Source organism: Modestobacter sp. VKM Ac-2983 (assembly GCF_026967885.1).
Lineage (GTDB): Bacteria > Actinomycetota > Actinomycetes > Mycobacteriales > Geodermatophilaceae > Modestobacter.
The window spans coordinates 200,663-218,133 of the sequence record NZ_JAPVBK010000001.1 but is presented as its reverse complement, the minus strand read 5'-3'; the positions used below and the strand labels follow the sequence as shown (position 1 = coordinate 218,133).

The window sequence follows — 17,471 nt, the reverse complement described above, 5'->3', positions numbered from 1 at the left end:
CACGGGGGTCCATGTATGAGCGGCTTGAATGCGCCTGACCTCGTCGGCGCCGGCCCGCGACCGCGCGCAACGGTTGGGACGGGCGCGTCGGGCGTCCCACCCAAGGGGATCCGAGGCGAGGGCACCGTCGCCCGGCGGGCCTGGCGACGAGCGTACGTCCGGCGGACAGTGGTCGTGGACGGCGCCTGTGCGGCTCTCGCTGCCCTCCTCGGCTATCTGCTGCGGTTCGGGCCCGAACGGGCCGACGCATCCCACAGCCCCTTCTGGCTCGCGCTGGCCCTCCCGGTGGTGTGGGTGCTGGCCATGCTGGTGTCCCGCAGCTACGAGGAGCGCTTCCTCTGGGTGGGCCCCGAGGAGTTCCGCCGCGTCTTCTTCGCCTCCGCTCTGCTGCTCGCGCTGGTGGGCACTGTGTCCTGGGCGTTCAAGCTGGAAGTGGCGCGAGGCTTCGTCGTGTTCGCACTGCCCGCGGCGACGGCACTCACGCTGGCCCATCGCCACTTGCAGCGTCAGTGGCTGCACCGCCAGCGCGGACACGGGCGCTTCCAGCAGACCGCCCTCCTGGTGGGGCACCGAGGCGGCGTCCACGCCCTGCACGAACAGATCGACCGGGAGGCCTACCACGGTTACCGGGTGATCGGCTGCTGCCTGCCCTCAGCCACCCCCCGGGACAAGGAGTCCTTCGACGGTCTGCCCGTCCTCGGCAGCCTCGACGAGGTGGTGGACGTCGTCCACCGGTACGAGGTCGACACCGTGGCGGTCCTGCCCTCCCCCGAACTCGACGGGCCGGCGTTGCGTCGACTGGGATGGGATCTGGAGAAGACGCGCGCTGAGCTTCTGCTCGCTCCCGCAGTGACCGAGGTCGTCGGTCCGCGGGTCCGCATCCGACCGGTCTGCGGCCTCCCGCTCCTGCACATGGAGCGGCCGGAGCTGCGCGGGGTCCGCAGGCTGACGAAGGACGCCTTCGACCGTATCTCGGCCCTGATGGGCCTGCTCGTCCTCGCCCCCGTGCTCGTCGTCCTGGCCATCTCGATCCGGCTCACCAGCCGCGGCCCGGTCCTCTACCGCCAGGTCAGGGTCGGGCGGGACGGTCAGACCTTCTCGATGCTGAAGTTCCGGAGCATGGTCACCGGCGCCGACAGCATGGTGGCCGCCCTCGGGAAGTCCAACGACGGAAACGGCGTGCTGTTCAAGCGGAAGATCGACCCACGGGTGACCCCGATCGGCCGGGTCCTGCGTCGGTACTCACTCGACGAGCTCCCCCAGCTGCTGAACGTCCTCCGCGGCGAGATGTCCCTCGTCGGACCCCGCCCGCCGCTGCCGAGCGAGGTGGACCAGTACGGGTTCGACATGCACCGGCGCTTCCTCGTGAAGCCTGGCCTCACCGGCTTGTGGCAGGTCAGCGGCCGGTCGGACCTGTCCTGGGACGACTCGGTCCGGATGGACGTGCGCTACGTGGAGAACTGGTCGCTGACCTTCGACTTCATGATCCTCTGGAAGACCGTCGGGGCCGTGTTCCGAGGATCCGGGGCCTACTGACCGCTCGGGGGCAGGGACCCACTCGCCTCGACGCCGACCGGCCCACCCCCCGGACTGGACGACCGAGCCGTCGGATGCGGCGCTTCGACGTCTGCGATGAGCGTGTCGGTGACGACCGGCGCACCGGGGCTCTGCGTGTCGCTCTCGACACGCCGTGGTCGTCTGGTCACAGATTGCCACGGGAACTACCTTCCTGCCGTCGGCCCATGGTCGGCGCACGAGGGGGGAACGCACGAGGTGCACACCGATCGACCTGGCCCGGAGACCTCGGGCCGTCACCGCAGGGTCCAGCAACCGCCAGCACCGACCGACACTGGCCGGCACCGGGTGGTCGCCGCGTCGCCGGTCCAGCCGGCCCTGCCGGACCCGGAGGCGCCGGTTCGTCGACGGCACGCGGCCGACGAGGCGCCCAGCTCGCACCCTGACGCACGCCGCCCCAGCAGCCGGACACCCCAGCGAATCCTCGCCGCCGCGGTGCTGCTGCTGATCACGGCGACGCCGGTGCTCGCCCGGTCCACGAGCGCCTTGGGGCTGAACGACGCGGTCGCCGCCGAGATCGCCGCCCACCCCGACCAGGCCGGTGACACGCTGACGGAGCTCCACCGCGGCGGGGTCCTGGCCGGCGCTGCATCGCCCAGCCCGGTTCCTGCCTCCGCCGCCCCCAGCAGCTCCCCGGTGGACGCGGTCGCAACCGAGAGTGCCGGACCGGCTGCTCCTGGCACAGCGACGCCCCAGGACGACCGCCCCGCAGCCGGCTCGGACAGCGCTCCGGTCGCCGGCCCGCTCCCCGGCTCATCGACCCCCGGCGGCCCGACTGCTGACTCTCCGGCCGGGACCGAGCCGCTGGAGGCCGTCCCGGCTGGATCCGGCCCGACGCCGGACCCGAGCGGGGCAGGGCCGACCGTCGGCAGCACGCACCCCACCAAGGCCGAACACAGCACGCCGCGAGCTCCGCAGACCTCGGATGCCCCGTCGACCGACGGTCCGGCCACGGAGACGCCCGTGGGCCAGGACGCGCCGGACACCACGGCGCCCGAGATCACGGCGCCCGAGACGACGGCGCCCGACACCACGGCGCCCGTGACGAGTGCGCCGCCGACCACGACCGCGCCGACCACGACGGCCGCACCGGAGACGACGGTCGGCACCTCGTCGAGCGCCGCAGCGGGCGGGACGACCACCCCGGGCTCTGCGACCGCAGCGGCCACCGCCGGCACCGTGTCCGAGCTGATCGACCGGTTCGGCGCCCTGCTCGAACCTTGATCCCGGAGCACCACCGACCGCGCTGAGACATGCGCGCCGGCCACCTCCCTCCGATGAGGCACCCCGGCCGCGGCGGACTCAACCGGGTCGGGCAGGGCGACGACATCCCTTCCATGTCGATCGCCGCCGACCCGGTTGCCCACGAGATCTCGCCGCTGCCCGACGTGCAGGCCACTCCCGCCGTCTGCCTCCTCCCGACCCGAGCCACCCTGCTGGACCGGATCGCCGGGCAGACGGCAGCCTCGGACGCCTCCCCGGCAGCGCTCGTGCTGGTCGGACTGCTCCGCCGGGACACCGGTTGGCCACTGCCGGCCAGCCACCTGGACCAGGTGGCTGCGGCACTGTCGGCCAGCCTCCGCGGCAGCGACTGGCTGGCCCGCTCGGGTCCCAGCGAGTTCGCCGTCCTGCTGGGCGCTGCCGCCCACCACGCCGAGACCGCAGCCGACCGGCTCCTCGAGGTCGTGGCCGACGCCGGTGTCCCAGGCCTCACCGCCTGCGCCGGCATCGCCGGGCTCTCGCCGGACGCCTCGCCCAGCGAGGTGCACCGCCGGGCCACCCTCTGCCTGACCGCCGCGCGCAGCATCGGCGGCCAACGGGTCATCCGCTACAGCGGCACTCGCCGCTGAGCCCGCGTCCCACCGCAGCGGCGCAGTGGGACGCGCGGCCGGTGGCGCCCTCAGTCCTGCCCCGTGCCGGCGTGTCCCGGCGGCACGGGGCAGCTCCACGTCATGCGGTCCGCTGCGTCCCCACCGTCCCGGTGACCCCCCGCGGGCCGCGACGCGCCGACACGCCTCCCGGGCTGACACCGGACCCGTCCGTTCGAGGACGGTGACGCCTCCGAGGTGCCAGCAGCTGGGACGAGCGATTGACGGGGTCGTCCCAGGGGACGAACCTTGCCTCTGAGGAGGCTGCCAGCGTGGGCAGACCGGCCGAGACGAGGGAACCCCGTGGTGTGGTGGTGGCTGCTGGTCGCATGGCCTGTGGTCGGGATGCTGGCCGCCCTCCTCATCGGTGCCGTCCTCACCAGCGCACCTCCGGACCGCTGCCACGAACTGACCGCGTTCCCCTCCGTGGACGTGCTCGAGGGGCGCCCCGTGGCGTTGCGACGCAGGCACGCCTCCCGCCCGCCGGTCGGCCGCCCCAGCGGTGCACCCGCCGCTGGGCGCCGGCGTCGGGAGGTGCACCGGTCCTCGCAGCCCGCGGCCTGTGCCGCACGGCGCGCATCCCGTGGCCGCCGTCGCTGCGCCGGCCACGCTCCCCTTGACGCGGGGACTCGGCGGCGCGGCACCCTGTCCCGGTCCGCGCCGTCCTACCAGCCGTCCCGATCGGTCCGGCCGCTCCGCACGCACGCTGCACCTGCCGCGCCTCCACGCCGCACACGGTCGACGTGGGCGCGGGGCAGGTCAGCCCCGGGACGCGGCCCACAGCGGCTGCTCGCCCTCGTCGCGCTCTCGGCGATCGCGCTCACCCCGGTCCTGGCCCGCTCCAACAGCAGCCTCGGGTTGAGCGACCCGCTCTCCGCCCAACTGGCCGCCGATCCCGACCAGGTCCCGGCGACCTGGGAGGCCCTCAACCGGGGGGCCGCGATCTCCGGGTTGGCCACCCCCATCGCCATCCCCGACTGGCGGACTCCCCCGGCCGACACCGCGCCGACGGACGCCCGTGACCGGACACCGGGGCGCGCCACGGACTCCCGACCCGGCACGTCCACGGACGAGCCGCGCCGGGCCGGGACCGCGCCCACGACCTCGACGGGCGGTCCGACCAGCGAGCCGCCGACCGTGCCACCTCCCGCCGTGCCCGACGACCAGCCACCGGCGAACGACGCCGGGTCCGGCGGGAACACCCGCAGCACCGCGCCGACGCCGACGCCGACGGACCCTGCCGACCCGGCCGACCCCGCGGTGTCGCGCCCCACCCCGACGCCGACCCCGATCGACCCCGAGCCCGCGCCGACTCCCGCCCCGGAGCCGACACCCACACCCACACCCACACCCACACCCACACCCACGCCCACGCCCACGCCCACGCCGGAGCCGACCCCCACCCCGGAGCCCACCCCCACCGAGCCTCGGCCGACCCCGACCGAGCCCACGCCGACTCGCAGCCCGACCGACGCAGTCGAGCCGACCGAGCCGACCCTCACGGAGCTCGACGACATCGTGGGCGACGCCCCCTCCCCGATGAGGCCGTCGGGAGATCCGGTCGAGCCCTAGTCACTCGACCGGCCGGCGGGCGTGTGCGCACCCAGGGTCACCGCCGTCAGGGACGGGACAGCGAACTGCCCCGCACCACCGACATCGGGGTACGGGGCAGTTCGGGTGGTGCAGGTGCTCACCGGGTGATGGTGCTGGCCTCGTCCTGGCGCTTCTGCTCTTCGCGGGCGGCCATCCGGGCCCGCTGCGGCACGACCGTGTACTTCGGGTCCCGGGCGCTGGCCATGCCGGCCTCGAAGACGCCGAACCGGGTCAGCAGCGAACCGGCCGCCAGCAGCGCCCCGGAGACCGCGGCACCGACCCGGGTGCGGCCGGCCACGACCGTGAGCCCGGCGCCGGTGGCGGTGCAGGCCTTCGCGGCCTTCATCATCTTCCCGGCCTTGCCCAGCTGGTACGGCTCCCCGACGATGCCGTGGTCGTGCTCGACCTTGTGCATCGCGGCCAGCTCGACCGCCGCTCCGGCAACGGCCATCTTCCGGGCCGGCCCCGCCTCGGCGACCGGGGTGAACGCCATGCAGATGCCGCCGCCGGCCGCCATCCCCGAGCCGGCGAAGACGAACGGCAGCTCCTTGTACGGCTCGTGCCACGACGGCACGGCGGTGTTGGCCAGCAGTACCGCCGTGTAGGTGGTCATCGGGCCACCGAAGACGGCCGAGGTGGTGCCCACGGCCTTCCGCAGCCCGGGGAACCAGCCGGCGATCCGCGACAGCCCGAACTTCTGCAGGCCGGGGAAGGCCTCCAGCAGCTGGATGCCGGCGGTGGCCGCGGTCAGGGCGCTGAACGGCGCCAGGATGTAGGACCCCACCGACAGCGGCGACGTCGGCTTGATCACCCGCAGCATGTGCAGGAACCGCGCCGGCCGGCCCAGGTCGTGGATCAGCCAGACGACCGAGGCCAGCGCCCCACCGCCGGCCGTGTAGTGCGCCGCTCGGGTCAGTGCCGGGCGACCGGTCACGTCGGCGATCGCACCGAGCACCGCCGACGAGCCCGCGGCGCCACCCAGGAACAGGTAGAGCGGCACGTCCGGTGTCTTCCACACCGGCGGCTTGATGATCGGCCGGCCGTAGTAGGAGGTGAACTCCGCCTCGTCGACGGTCGGGTCACCGTCCCGGCCACCGCCGCGACGGCCGCCCTTGCGCCGCTTCTTCTCGCGCACCTGTGCCGGCGGGCCATCGGCCCGACGCCAGCCGGCGCCCGGCGTCACCAGTCCCTCGGTCACCGCCCGAGCCCCTTGCGTGAACCGAGCACGGCGGAGAGCGCGAAGCCGACCACCATGGCCGCGCCGCCGATGGCGTGCTTCCACATCGACGGCAGGTCCCGGGTGGTGACGATCGGGTCCGGCGGGAGCCCGTAGACCTCCGGCTCGTCGAGCAGCAGGAAGAAGGCCCCCGCGCCGCCGACGCCGTCGTCCTCGTCCCGCCCGTAGAGCCGGGCGGTCTCCACGCCCTGCTCCTTGAGCGTGGCCAGCCGGGCGTCGGCCCGGGCCTGGAGCTCGTCGAGGTCGCCGAACTGGATCGACTGGGTCGGGCAGGCGGTGGCGCAGGCCGGCTGCAGCCCGTCGGTGAGCCGGTCGTAGCACATCGTGCACTTGAAGACCCGGCCGTCGTCCTTGCGCTGGTCGATGACGCCGTAGGGGCAGGCCGGCACGCAGTAGCCGCAGCCGTTGCAGATGTCGCCCTGCACGACCACGGTGCCGAACTCGGTGCGGAACAGCGCCCCGGTCGGGCAGACGTCCAGGCAACCGGCGTGCGTGCAGTGCTTGCACACGTCGGAGGACATCAGCCAGCGGATCTCCCGGTCGGCCGAGTGACCGGTCTGCGGGTCGAACTCGCTGAGCGCCTCGGCGTTGAGCACGCTGGACTGCGCGGTCAGCCCGCCGTCGGCGTTGCCGCCGTGCGACGTGGCGTGCGCGTCGCCCGGGGCTCCACCACTCCCACAGCCGCCTCCACCGCTCCCGCAGCCCGCTCCGGGAGCGCCCGCGGCCTCGGCACCGGCCCCCGGCAACCCGATCCCGGGCATCGGCAGGTCGACGGCGCGGCTCTGCTCGACGAACGCCACGTGCCGCCAGGAGTTGGCGCCGAGCATCCCGGTGTTGTCGTAGGACATCCCGGTCATCGCCATGACGTCACGGTTGCCGTCCGCGTCGTCCATCGGGAGCGTGTTCCACTCCTTGCAGGCGACCTCGCAGGCCTTGCAGCCGATGCAGACCGAGGTGTCGGTGAAGAAGCCCACCCGCGCGGGGTGGTCCTCGGCGTAACCGGCCTCCCCGCTCACGTCGGGCAGCGGGCCGTAGAGCCGGTTGGCCGGGTCGTTGCCGGTGAGCGCCGGGCTCGCCGAGCTGACGGTGGTCACGAGCGCTCCTCCTCCATCGGGTCGCGCTCCATCAGCTCGTCCCCTCCTCGATCGGTGCCCGGCCGCCGCTGGGGACCAGCCCCGACTGCACACCCGCCCGGATCCGGTAGTCCTCTACGTACTGCACCAGCGCCTTGCCGCGCGGACGCCGCCCGGGCTGGATGTCGCAGGTGGCGACCTTCGTCTCCTGGATGTGCACGTTGGGGTCCATCACGACACCGAACAGGTCGTTGCCGGAGTCGCCGGTGGACAGCCCCTGCTCACCCCAGTGGTACGGGATGCCGATCTGCTCGACGACCTGGCCGCCCTTGAGCTTCATCGGCCGGATCCGCTCGGTGACCAGGACCCGGGCCTCGATCGCCGTCCGGGCGCTGATCAACGTCGCCCAGCCGCCGTGCTCCAGGTTGCGCTCCTGCGCCAGCTGCGGGCTGACCTCGACGAAGAACTCCGGCTGGAGCTCCGACAGGTAGGGCAGCGTGCGGCTCATCCCGCCGGCGGTGTGGTGCTCGGTGAGCCGGTAGGTGGTCATCGCGTAGGGGTACACGGTGCTGCGCGGCGGGTTGCCCCGGTTGTACGCAGCCTGGATCTCCTCCCGGCCCGGGTTGGCCTGCTGGCCGTACAGGGCGTTCTCCACCGGCGACTCGGCCGGCTCGTAGTGCGCCGGCATCGGGCCGTCGGCCAGCCCCGCCGGCACGTAGAGCCAGGCCTTGCCGTCGGCCTGCATGACGAACGGGTCGGCACCGCCCAGGCCGGCCTGCGCGGTCGCGCCCTCCGGCGGCACGTAGTCCGGCCGCTTGGTCGCCTCGAAGTCGGGGACGTCATGACCGACCCAGCGGCCGGCTCCGTCTTCCCCTGCCTCCTCGTCCCACCAGACGTAGGCCTTGCGCTCGCTCCACGGCTTGCCGTCCGGGTCGGCCGAGGCGCGGTTGTACAGCGTGCGCCGGTTCGACGGCCAGGCCCAGCCCCACTCGGCGGCCACCCAGTCCTGCTCCCGGCCGGGCTTGCGCCGGGCCGCCTGGTTGACCCCGTCGGCGTAGACGCCGGTGTAGATCCAGCAGCCACCGCTGGTCGACCCGTCGTCCTTCATGTCCAGGTAGGTCGAGAGCATCTCGCCGTCGGCGTCGTAGCCGTTGATCTCCCGGAGCACGGCGTCCGCACTGGGCTCCTCGGTCTCCCCGTGCGTCGGGTAGTCCCAAGTGAGGTCCAGCAGCGGGCGGTCGCGCGGGTCGGTGGACCCGGCCAGCTTCTCCCGCAGCCTGCGGCCCAGGTGGAAGTAGAACCACAGGTCGCTGCGGCAGTCGGCCGGCGGCTCGACCGCCTTGTGCCGCCACTGCAGCAGCCGCTGCGTCTGGGTGAAGGTGCCCTCCTTCTCCACGTGCGTGGCCGCGGGCATGAAGAAGACCTCGGTGGCGATGTCCTCGGTGACCAGCTCGCCGGTCTCGATCTCCGGGGCCGTCTTCCAGAACGTGGCCGACTCGATCATCTGCAGGTCGCGGACGACCAGCCACTCGAGGTTGGCCAGGCCGAAGCGCTGCATCCGCCCGTTGGCGCTGCCCACCGCCGGGTTCTCCCCGACGAGGAAGTAACCGGGGACGTTGCCCTGGATCATGTCCGCGACCGTGGTGTAGGTGCCGTGGTCACCGGTGAGCCGGGGCAGGTAGCTGAAGGCGAAGTCGTTCTCCGGCTGCGCCGCGTCGCCCCACCAGGACTTGAGCAGGCTCACCGAGTAGGACCGCATGTTGCCCCAGAAGCCCACCCGGTCGTCGCTGGAGGCGCAGAAGCTGTCCAGGTCGGTGTGCTGCTGGGCGTGGGGCATCGGGATGTAGCCGGGCAGGATGTTGAACAGCGTCGGGATGTCGGTGGAGCCCTGGATGCTCGCGTGTCCGCGCAGCGCCAGGATCCCGCCGCCCGGGCGGCCCATGTTGCCCAGCAGCGCCTGCAGCACGGACGCCGTCCGGATGTACTGCACGCCCACGGTGTGGTGCGTCCAGCCCACCGAGTACACCCACGCCGTCGTCCGCTCGCGGTTGCTGTTGGCGGTGACCCACTCGGCGACCTTGAGGAACACCTCGGGCGCGATGCCGCAGATGTCCGCGACCATCTCCGGGGTGTACCGGGCGTAGTGCCGCTTGAGCACCTGGAAGACACACCGCGGGTGCTGCAGCGTCTCGTCCCGCTGGGGCTTGCCGTGGATGTCGGCCGAGCCCTGCGCACCCTGCTGCTGGTCGGCCTCCTTGACGCCCTCGCTCTCGTCGTCGGTGCCGTCGTCCGCGGCGTCGTCGGGCCGATCGTCCTCGTCCTGGCGGAAGGCCGACCCGCCCGGCTGGCTCGGCGAGCGCTGGCCGGCCGAGGAGGGCACGTTCACGCCCTCGTACTGCCAGGTGGTCTCGTCGTACTGCCCGGTCTCGGGGTCGAAGCCGGAGAACAGGCCGTCGAGGTCCTCGGTGTCCTGGAAGTCCTCACGCAGGATCGCCGCCGCGTTCGTGTAGGCGACGACGTACTCGCGGAAGTCCAGGTCGTTGTCAAGGACGTACTTGATCAGCCCGCCGAGGAACGCGATGTCGGTGCCCGCGCGCAGCGGCACGTGCAGGTCGGCGAGCGCGCTGGTACGGGTGAACCGCGGGTCGATGTGGATGACCTTCGCGCCCCGCGCCTTGGCCTCCATGACCCACTGGAAGCCGACCGGGTGGCACTCGGCCATGTTCGAACCCTCGATCACGATGCAATCGGAGTTCACCAGGTCCTGCTGGAAGTTCGTGGCGCCGCCACGACCGAACGAGGTCCCCAGACCGGGGACCGTCGCGGAGTGCTATATGCGGGCCTGGTTCTCGATCTGGATCGCGCCCATGGCGCTGTAGAGCTTCTTCATGAGGTAGTTCTCCTCGTTGTCGAGGGTCGCCCCTCCGAGGCTCGCTATCCCCAGCGTGCGGTTGACGGCGTGGCCGTCCACCTCGTCCTGCCAGCCCTTGCGGCGGGCGTCCAGGACGCGGTCGGCGATCATGTCCATCGCCGTGTCGAGGTCCAGGTCCTCCCACTCCGTCCCGTGCGGACGGCGGTACTTGACCGTGGTCACCCGGCTCGGGCTGGTCACCAGCTGCTTGCTCGCGCTGCCCTTGGGGCAGAGCCGGCCGCGGCTGATCGGCGAGTCGGGGTCGCCCTCGATCTGCACGACCTGCTCGTCCTTGACGAACACCCGCTGGCCGCAGCCCACCGCGCAGTAGGGGCAGACCGACTGCACCACGCGATCTGCGGTGGCCGTGCGGCTCACCACCTGCTCGGTCGCCTTGCTGCGGGCGGCCGTGCCGCGCCCCAGCGGATCAGGACCCGTCAGCTGCCGGAACACCGGCCATGCATCCAGCCACGTCTTCACCCCGTCGAGCTTGCCACCAGGATCCGCCTGCCGCGCGTTCAGCCCTCCGGCGGGTCGCGCCGGCCGGGCCGCTGCCGCGGCTCCCCGACCCCTGACCCGGAGGGACGACCCGGCGCACGAGGGCAGGGGGCTGGTGCAGCTGAGTAGCGTGATCGGGGACACCAGGAGGTGCCCCATCGAAACCGACCACGCACGCTGTCCAGAAGCCGACCTCGGCTGCCCCTGCGCCGGCGACCCGGCCGTCCACGCGGGCGGCGCCCAGCAGCTCAGCGGGGCTCCCGCCGGCGCCGAGGCGATGGTCGAGTGCCCCGAGTGCGGCGAGCCCAGCAGCCCGCTGCGGATCGTCACCTGGGGTCACTGCCGGGTCTGCCGCACCGCGGACTCCCGGGCGACCCAGCCCCTGCGCTGGTGAACCGGCGTCACTGAGCAGGAGGTCCCCCGCCCCTTCGGGTGAGTGGCCCCCACCACCTCTGCAGTCCGGAGGTCCGGGTCCCGACAACTGACCCGTGACCTCCGGAGCCCTCACCGCACCCACGCGGGCCATGGCCGCTCCGACGCGGGGTGGCCCGGCCGCCGTCCGCACGCTGACCCGGCCACTGTTCCTCGCCGCCCTCGCCGCCCTCGGGACCCTCTCCGCCGGCCTGCTGCCCGCCCCGACCTCGGTCACCGTCGCCGTGACGGCGAACTTCCTGGCCGTCGCCGGTGTCCTGGTCCTGCTCGTCCACGCCGGGCGTCAGAGCGCCCACCCGGCCGGTTGGCGCTGGTACTCCGTCTCGGTGGGTGTCAGCGCCCTCGGTGCGCTCGCCGCGGGCGCGGTGCTGCCCTGGGGGCAGACCGCCCTGGGCAGCCTCCCCGGTCACCTGCTGGTGGTCGTCGCGATCCTCCGGATGCTCGACCGTGCCTCACTGCGGGCAGCACGGGCCCAGGTCGCCACGATGCTCGTCCTGTTCGTGCTCGCCGACCTGCTGACCGTCCACACGCTGTACCACCTGACCATCGGCCGGGAGGGGCTCCTCTCCCTGTCCCAGACGGTGGCGCTGTTCGCCCTGCTGTCCAGCATCGCCGTCGGCACCGGCTTCTCCCTGGTGTTCATCGCGATCTGCCCGGCCGCCCAGCGCCCCGTCGGCTGGCTGCTCTTCGCCTCGCAGGTCGCCACCGCCCTGGCCGGCGCCTGCTCCTCGATCGCCTCCGGGCCGGGCCCGGTCCAGTACCTGGCCTGCGCCCTGAGCGTCCTGGGCATGGCCCTCCTCGTGGTCGCCTGCCGCGCCGACCGGCCGCGGCCCACCGCCGACCGCGGGAACGCGGCCGGCTCCACCCTGGGTGCGCTGCTGCCGCACGCCACCGCGCTGGCCGGCGGCTTGCTGCTGCTGCTCAGCGTCCCGGTCACCGGCACGCTGACCATCTTCGGGACGACGCTCGGCGCGCTCGGGCTGGGCGCCCTGCTGGCCCACCAGGTGGTGTCCTGGCGCACCCAGCAGCGGCTCACCAGCGACCTGCAGCGCAGCGAGGCCTACTTCCGCACGCTGGTGCGCGGCAGCGCCGACCCGGTGCTGATCCTCGACGACCAGCTGCGGGTGCAGTGGGTCTCCCCGGCCATCACCGCGCTGCTCGGCCTGGACCCGCAGCGCATCGTCGGTCACTCGATCGCCGCCGCCGTCCACCCCGACGACGCCCCGGGCCTGGTCGCCGCCCTGAGCGCCACCTCGGTCGACCCCTCGGAGACCAAGACCCGGACGGCGCGCGTGCGGCACCTCGACGGCCGCTGGCTGCTGATCCAGTCCCAGGTCCGCGACCTGCGCGGCGACCCCGACGTGGGCGCCCTGGTCCTCTACTGCCGCGACGTCAGCGCGAGCGCCCGGCAGCCGGCCGACCCCCTGCCGACCTTCAGCACGAGCGACCCGACGACCGGCCTGCCCAACCGCTCGGCGCTGACCCAGCGGCTCGCCGCCGCCTTCCGCACGCCCTCGGCCGGCAGCGCCTCCCTGGTCGTGCTGGGCGTCGACGGGCTGCCGGCGGGCGATGACGTCCCGGTGCTGCGTGAGCTGACCACCCGGTTCGCCCGGGCGCTGCGCGGCGACGACTGGCTGGCCCGCTCCGGGGCGAGCGAGTTCGCCGTCCTGGTCTCCGGCACGGTGGCCGACGCCGAGGTCATCGCCGGCCGGCTGGTCGCCGCCGTCGAGCCGGTGGCCACCGGCAGCGGCACGCTGCGGCTGACCGCCGCCGCCGGCGTCACGTCCCTGGACGCCGACGCGGACGCCGGGGAGGCGCTGCGCGGGGGCGACCTGGCGCTGCGCAGCGCCCGCGCCGCCGGCCCCGGCCGGGTCCGCCGGCACTCCGACGCGCTCCGGATCACCCAGCAGCGCGAGGAGACGCTGCGCACCGACCTGCACCGGGCCCTCGCCGAGGGCCAGCTGCGGCTGGTCTACCAGCCGGTCGTCGACCTGGCGCTGCACCGCACCGTATCGGTCGAGGCGCTGCTGCGCTGGCGGCACCCGACCTACGGCGAGGTGTCCCCGGCGGAGTTCGTGCCGCTGGCCGAGGAGTCCGCGCTGATCACCGAACTGGGCCGGTGGGTGCTGGCCGAGGCCACCGCCACCGTCGCCGCGCTCCCCCACCCGGACCTGGGGGTGGCGGTCAACGTCTCGGCGCGGCACGTGCGCAGCGGCGAGCTGGTGGCCGACGTGCTGCACGCCCTGGACTCCAGCGGGCTGGCCGCCTCCCGGCTGGTCCTGGAGATCACCGAGTCGGTGCTGCTGGACGACGAGCACGTGACCGACGACCTGGCGGCCCTGCGGCGGCTGGGCGTCCGGATCGCCGTCGACGACTTCGGCACCGGCTGGTCCTCGCTGGCCTACCTCGTCGGCCTGCCGATCGACGTGCTGAAGATGGACCGGCAGTTCCTCGCCGACGTCGAGACCGACCCGCAGCGCCGGGCCCTCTGCAGCTCCGTGCTGCACCTGGGCACCAGCCTGGGCCTGGTCGTGGTGGTGGAGGGCGTCGAGACCGCGACCGAGCTGCAGCTGCTCCGCGACATGGGCCACCGGTTCATCCAGGGCTACCTGCTGGCCCGTCCCCTGGACCGGTCCGCGCTGACCACCCAGCTCCCCGGGCTCGGTGGGGTGCCCGTGCCCACCTCGGCGGCGGGACTGCCCGGCCTGCTCCGGGCCGGGGACGACGGGCCGTCGACGTGACCGGAGCCCGGCGTCCGCACCTGGCACTGGTGCTGCTCGGCGCCCTGGTCGCCCTGGGCCTCACGGTGCCGGCCAGCCCGCCCGGCGCACTGCCCCAGTGGGACAACCTGGTGCTGACCGCGGTCGGGGCCTGGGCGGCCTGGCGCTGCGCCCGGCTCACCCGGCGGATGACCCGCCGCGACCGGCGGCCCTGGCAGCTGCTGGGCGTCAGCTCCCTGCTCTTCGCCGGTGCCAGCCTGGTGACCGGGCTGGGGATCGGCGGCGCGCAGGGCCGGTTCGGCGTGGGCGTGCTGGTCCTCGTCGCCGGGCTGGGCCCGATGCTGAGCTCCGCGCTGATCGGCGGGCGGGTCCGCGGCACCCGCTGGCCGGTCCTGGTGATCGACGGGGTGATGGTGAGCTTCGCCCTCGTCGTCGTCGCCGACGTGCTGGTCCTGGCCCCGGCGCTGACCCCGGGGGCGATCGCCCCCGCCCTGCAGCCGCTCGTGGTCGCCTACGGCGTCTACCCGGCGGTGACGGTGGGCGTCGTCGGAGCCCTGTGCACGGTGTCGGCCGCAGCCCTCCGGCGTCCGGCGACCGCGATGATCCTGATGACCGCCCTGCTGGGGCTGGCCTCGGCGTTGCTGGCCGCGCACCTGGTGCAGCCGACCGGGCCGTGGTCCGCGGGGGCCGACGTCGCGATCGCCGCTGCCTTGCTCACCGGCGTGCACGCCGTCCAACTGGCCGCTGCCGTCCCCGCCGGACCCACCCCCGCCGGCGCCGCCCCGACCGTGAACTCCGCGGGCGTGGTCGTCGACGTCCTGGCGCTGGTCGGGGTGCCGGTCACCCTGGTGGCCGCCCTGCTGCTGGACCTGCGCGTCCCCGACGGCGCGCTCGCCTGCACCGCCGTGGTGGTCCTCCTGCTGCTGGTGCGGCTGTTCATGCGGATCCGGGACAGCGACCGCATCGAGGAGGACCTGCTCCGCAGCGAGGAGGACTTCCGCGGCCTGGTGGAGGCCAGCTCGGACGGCGTGGCGATCGTCGACGCCGGCCTCCGCCTCGAGTTCACCTCCCCCGCGGCCCGGACGCTCCTCGGGATGGCCGCCGCGGCCGACCCGCACCCGCCGCTGCTGGACCTGCTGCACGAGGAGGACCGCGCCCGGGTCCGCCGGGAGCTGACCACCGCGACCGACGGCCCCGCCCCCGTGGTGCACCTGCGGCTGCACGGCGCCGAGGGTGAGCGACGGGAACTGGAGGTCAGCCACCACGAGCGCCCCGGCAGTGGCCGGCGGGTGCTCCACCTGCGGGACGTGACCACCCGGCGACGCCGCGAGCGGGAGCTGGAGCGGATGGCGTTCACCGACCACCTCACCCGGCTGCCGAACCGCGCGCTGCTGTTCCAGGAGATGGCCGCCGCGTCGGCGACCACCGGCGAGCGCTCCCTGCTGGTGCTCGACCTCGACGGGTTCAAGGCGGTCAACGACTCCGCCGGCCACGAGGCCGGCGACCTGCTGCTGGTCGAGGTGGCCCGGCGGCTGCAGGGCCTGCTGCGCGCCGACGACCTGGTCGCCCGCCTCGGCGGCGACGAGTTCGCCGTGCTGCTGGCGGGGGCCGAGGACGCGGCCGTCGAAGCCGCCCAGCGGGTGGTCGACGTGCTCGCCCGCCCCTGCCGGATCGGCAACCGCACCTTCACGGTCGGCGCCAGTGTGGGCCTCTGCCGGGTGCACCCCGGGGGCGGTCAGCTCGCCTTCCGCCAGGCCGACGCCGCCCTCGGCGCCGCCAAGAAGGCCGGCAAGGGCTGCTGGCGGCTGCACACCGAGGACCGGGTGGCGCAGGCCGCGGCCAGCAGCTCGCTCGCCGCCGCCCTGGCCGACGGGGAGGTCCAGCTCCGCTTCGACACCATCGCCAACGGCGACACCGGCATCCTCGCCGCGCTGCAGGCCCAGCCGGTCTGGGTGCACCCCGAGCTCGGCACGCTGCCCGCCGCCGAGCTGTGGGCCGCCGCCGAGCGGCAGGGCTGCACCGCCGCCCTGCAGCAGTGGCTCCTCACCCGGGCCTGCGCCGACGTGGCCGCCCTCGACGACCAGCTGCTCGTCACCGTCGACCTGCCCGCGGGGCTGGTGCACGCCGACGAGCTGCCCGGTGAGGTGGCCGTGGCGCTGGCCGCGGCCGACCTGGCACCTCCCCGGCTCACCCTCGTCGTCACCGAGGAGGTCCTGCAGACCTCCTCGGCCGCGCTCATCCCGGCGCTGCACGCAGTCCACCGGACCGGCGTCCGGCTCGGGCTGGACGACTACGGCATGGGCTCCACCCTGTGGTCGCAGCTCGCCCGCCTGCCCCTGGAGGTGGTGATGGTCGACGTCCGCAACCTGTCGGCCGGCGGCAACCACGACCGGACGCTGGAGCTGCTGGGCGCGATCGGTCGCAGCGCCCGCGACTTCGAGGTCTCCACCGTGGCCAAGGAGATCACCTCCCGGGAGCTGCTCCACGAGCTGCGCGTGCAGGGCGTGGTCGCCGTCTCCGGCTCGGTGCTGCCGACCGGCCTGACCGCTGCCGAGGTGGCCGACCTGCTCGGCCACCCCGGTCCTGCGGTGGTCGCACCACTGCCCGCACCCGTGCCACTGCCGCGACCACGCGCCGAGGTGTGATGCCGGCGCGGGTGCTCGACGCGACACTGACCCGGTGACCGCGCCGTCCCTGCGCTTCCTGGGCCACTCGACCGTCCGGGTCGAGCTGGCAGGCCGCACGGTGCTCACCGACCCGCTGCTCACCCACCGGCTGGGCCCGCTGCGGCGGGTGGTCCCCCGGCTGGCGCCGGAGGCCTGGGCCGGCGTCGACCTCGTGGTCGTCTCGCACCTGCACAACGACCACCTGCACCTGCCCTCCCTGCGCCGGCTGGGCCGCAGCACGCCGATCGTGGTGCCCCGCGGCGCCGGCCGGTGGCTCACCCGGCACGGCTTCACCGCCGTGGCGGAGCTCGGCGTCGGCGAGAGCCTCACCGACGGCGGCCTGACCGTCACCGCCACCCCCGCCGACCACGCCGCCCACCGTTGGGGTCCGCACCTCACCCACGGCCCGCACGCCCCGGCGGTCGGGCACCTGGTCTCCGGCGACGGCGTCACCGTCTACGCCGCCGGCGACACCGACCTCTTCCCCGCGATGGCCGACCTCGGCGAGGACGGCGTGGACGTCGCCCTGCTGCCGGTGTGGGGCTGGGGCCCCTCGCTCGGCCCCGGTCACCTGGACCCGGCGGGTGCGGCCCGGGCCGTGGCACTGCTCCGCCCGCGGGTCGCCGTCCCGGTGCACTGGGGCACCTTCGCCGTCGCCGGCCTGACCTCGCTGCCCACCCCCTGGCGGGCCCGGATGCGGGCGCTGCTCGTCGAACCACCCCGCGACTTCGCGGCCGCGGTGGCCGCCGCCGGCTCGGCCACCACGGTGGCCCTGACCGCTCCCGGGGCCCCGGTGGCGCTGCCCGCCCTGGGCACCGACCCCGCCGGCCCTGACGACCGATCGCAGCCGCGCGGCGCGTGAGACCGGCCACTCCGGTGTGAGTTGCCGGGTCCCCGG

General features: G+C 74.3%; 8 protein-coding genes and 1 pseudogene. 6 read left to right on the top strand and 3 right to left on the bottom strand.

Annotated features, from left to right (window positions below; genetic code table 11):
* Positions 1-174: 174 nt before the first annotated feature.
* From O2W18_RS00990 to O2W18_RS00980, 3 genes are all read left to right on the top strand, one after another.
* Complete coding sequence (locus O2W18_RS00990) at positions 175-1,536, top strand: sugar transferase (RefSeq protein WP_269185721.1); 1,362 nt, start codon at positions 175-177, stop codon at positions 1,534-1,536.
* A gap of 1,002 nt (positions 1,537-2,538) precedes the next feature.
* Positions 2,539-2,799 carry a hypothetical protein gene (locus tag O2W18_RS00985; protein WP_269185720.1) on the top strand — a complete coding sequence of 87 codons (261 nt, stop codon included), beginning with the start codon at positions 2,539-2,541 and terminating at the stop codon, positions 2,797-2,799.
* Between the two features lie 53 nt (positions 2,800-2,852).
* The gene (locus O2W18_RS00980) at positions 2,853-3,425 is read left to right on the top strand and encodes a diguanylate cyclase domain-containing protein (RefSeq protein ID WP_269185719.1); all 573 of its coding nucleotides are present in this window, start codon (positions 2,853-2,855) and stop codon (positions 3,423-3,425) included.
* Positions 3,426-5,133: 1,708 nt separating this feature from the next.
* Here the strand turns inward: O2W18_RS00980 and nrfD are convergent.
* The 3 genes and pseudogenes from nrfD to fdh all read right to left on the bottom strand — a co-directional run bounded on the left by nrfD (position 5,134) and on the right by fdh (position 10,737).
* Complete coding sequence (gene nrfD, locus O2W18_RS00975; RefSeq protein WP_269185718.1) at positions 5,134-6,234, bottom strand: NrfD/PsrC family molybdoenzyme membrane anchor subunit; 1,101 nt, start codon at positions 6,232-6,234, stop codon at positions 5,134-5,136.
* On the bottom strand, positions 6,231-7,367 hold the full coding sequence (locus tag O2W18_RS00970; protein WP_269185717.1) for a 4Fe-4S dicluster domain-containing protein: 1,137 nt from the start codon (positions 7,365-7,367) through the stop codon (positions 6,231-6,233). The genes nrfD and O2W18_RS00970 overlap by 4 nt, the downstream gene beginning before the upstream one ends.
* 31 nt (positions 7,368-7,398) lie before the next feature.
* Positions 7,399-10,737, bottom strand: a pseudogene (gene fdh / locus O2W18_RS00965) (formate dehydrogenase).
* A 542-nt stretch (positions 10,738-11,279) separates the two neighbouring features.
* Here fdh and O2W18_RS00960 point away from each other — a divergent pair.
* From O2W18_RS00960 to O2W18_RS00950, 3 genes are read left to right on the top strand one after another with little or no spacing between them, the layout of a single operon-like run.
* Positions 11,280-13,928: a putative bifunctional diguanylate cyclase/phosphodiesterase gene (locus O2W18_RS00960; protein ID WP_269185716.1), complete on the top strand. Its 2,649-nt coding sequence runs from the start codon at positions 11,280-11,282 to the stop codon at positions 13,926-13,928.
* Positions 13,925-16,552, top strand: coding sequence for a diguanylate cyclase domain-containing protein (locus O2W18_RS00955; protein WP_269185715.1), 2,628 nt, complete (start codon positions 13,925-13,927; stop codon positions 16,550-16,552). Before O2W18_RS00960 ends, O2W18_RS00955 begins: the two co-directional genes overlap by 4 nt.
* A 34-nt stretch (positions 16,553-16,586) precedes the next feature.
* Positions 16,587-17,435, top strand: a complete 849-nt coding sequence (locus O2W18_RS00950; RefSeq protein ID WP_269185714.1) for an MBL fold metallo-hydrolase — start codon at positions 16,587-16,589, stop codon at positions 17,433-17,435.
* Positions 17,436-17,471: the final 36 nt, after the last annotated feature.

What these genes read in the sequence shown, in the direction of transcription:
- O2W18_RS00980 (WP_269185719.1), top strand. Translation starts at nt 2,853, where the DNA reads ATGAGGCACCCCGGCCGCGGCGGACTCAACCGGGTCGGGCAGGGCGAC.
- O2W18_RS00960 (WP_269185716.1), top strand. Translation starts at nt 11,280, where the DNA reads ATGGCCGCTCCGACGCGGGGTGGCCCGGCCGCCGTCCGCACGCTGACC.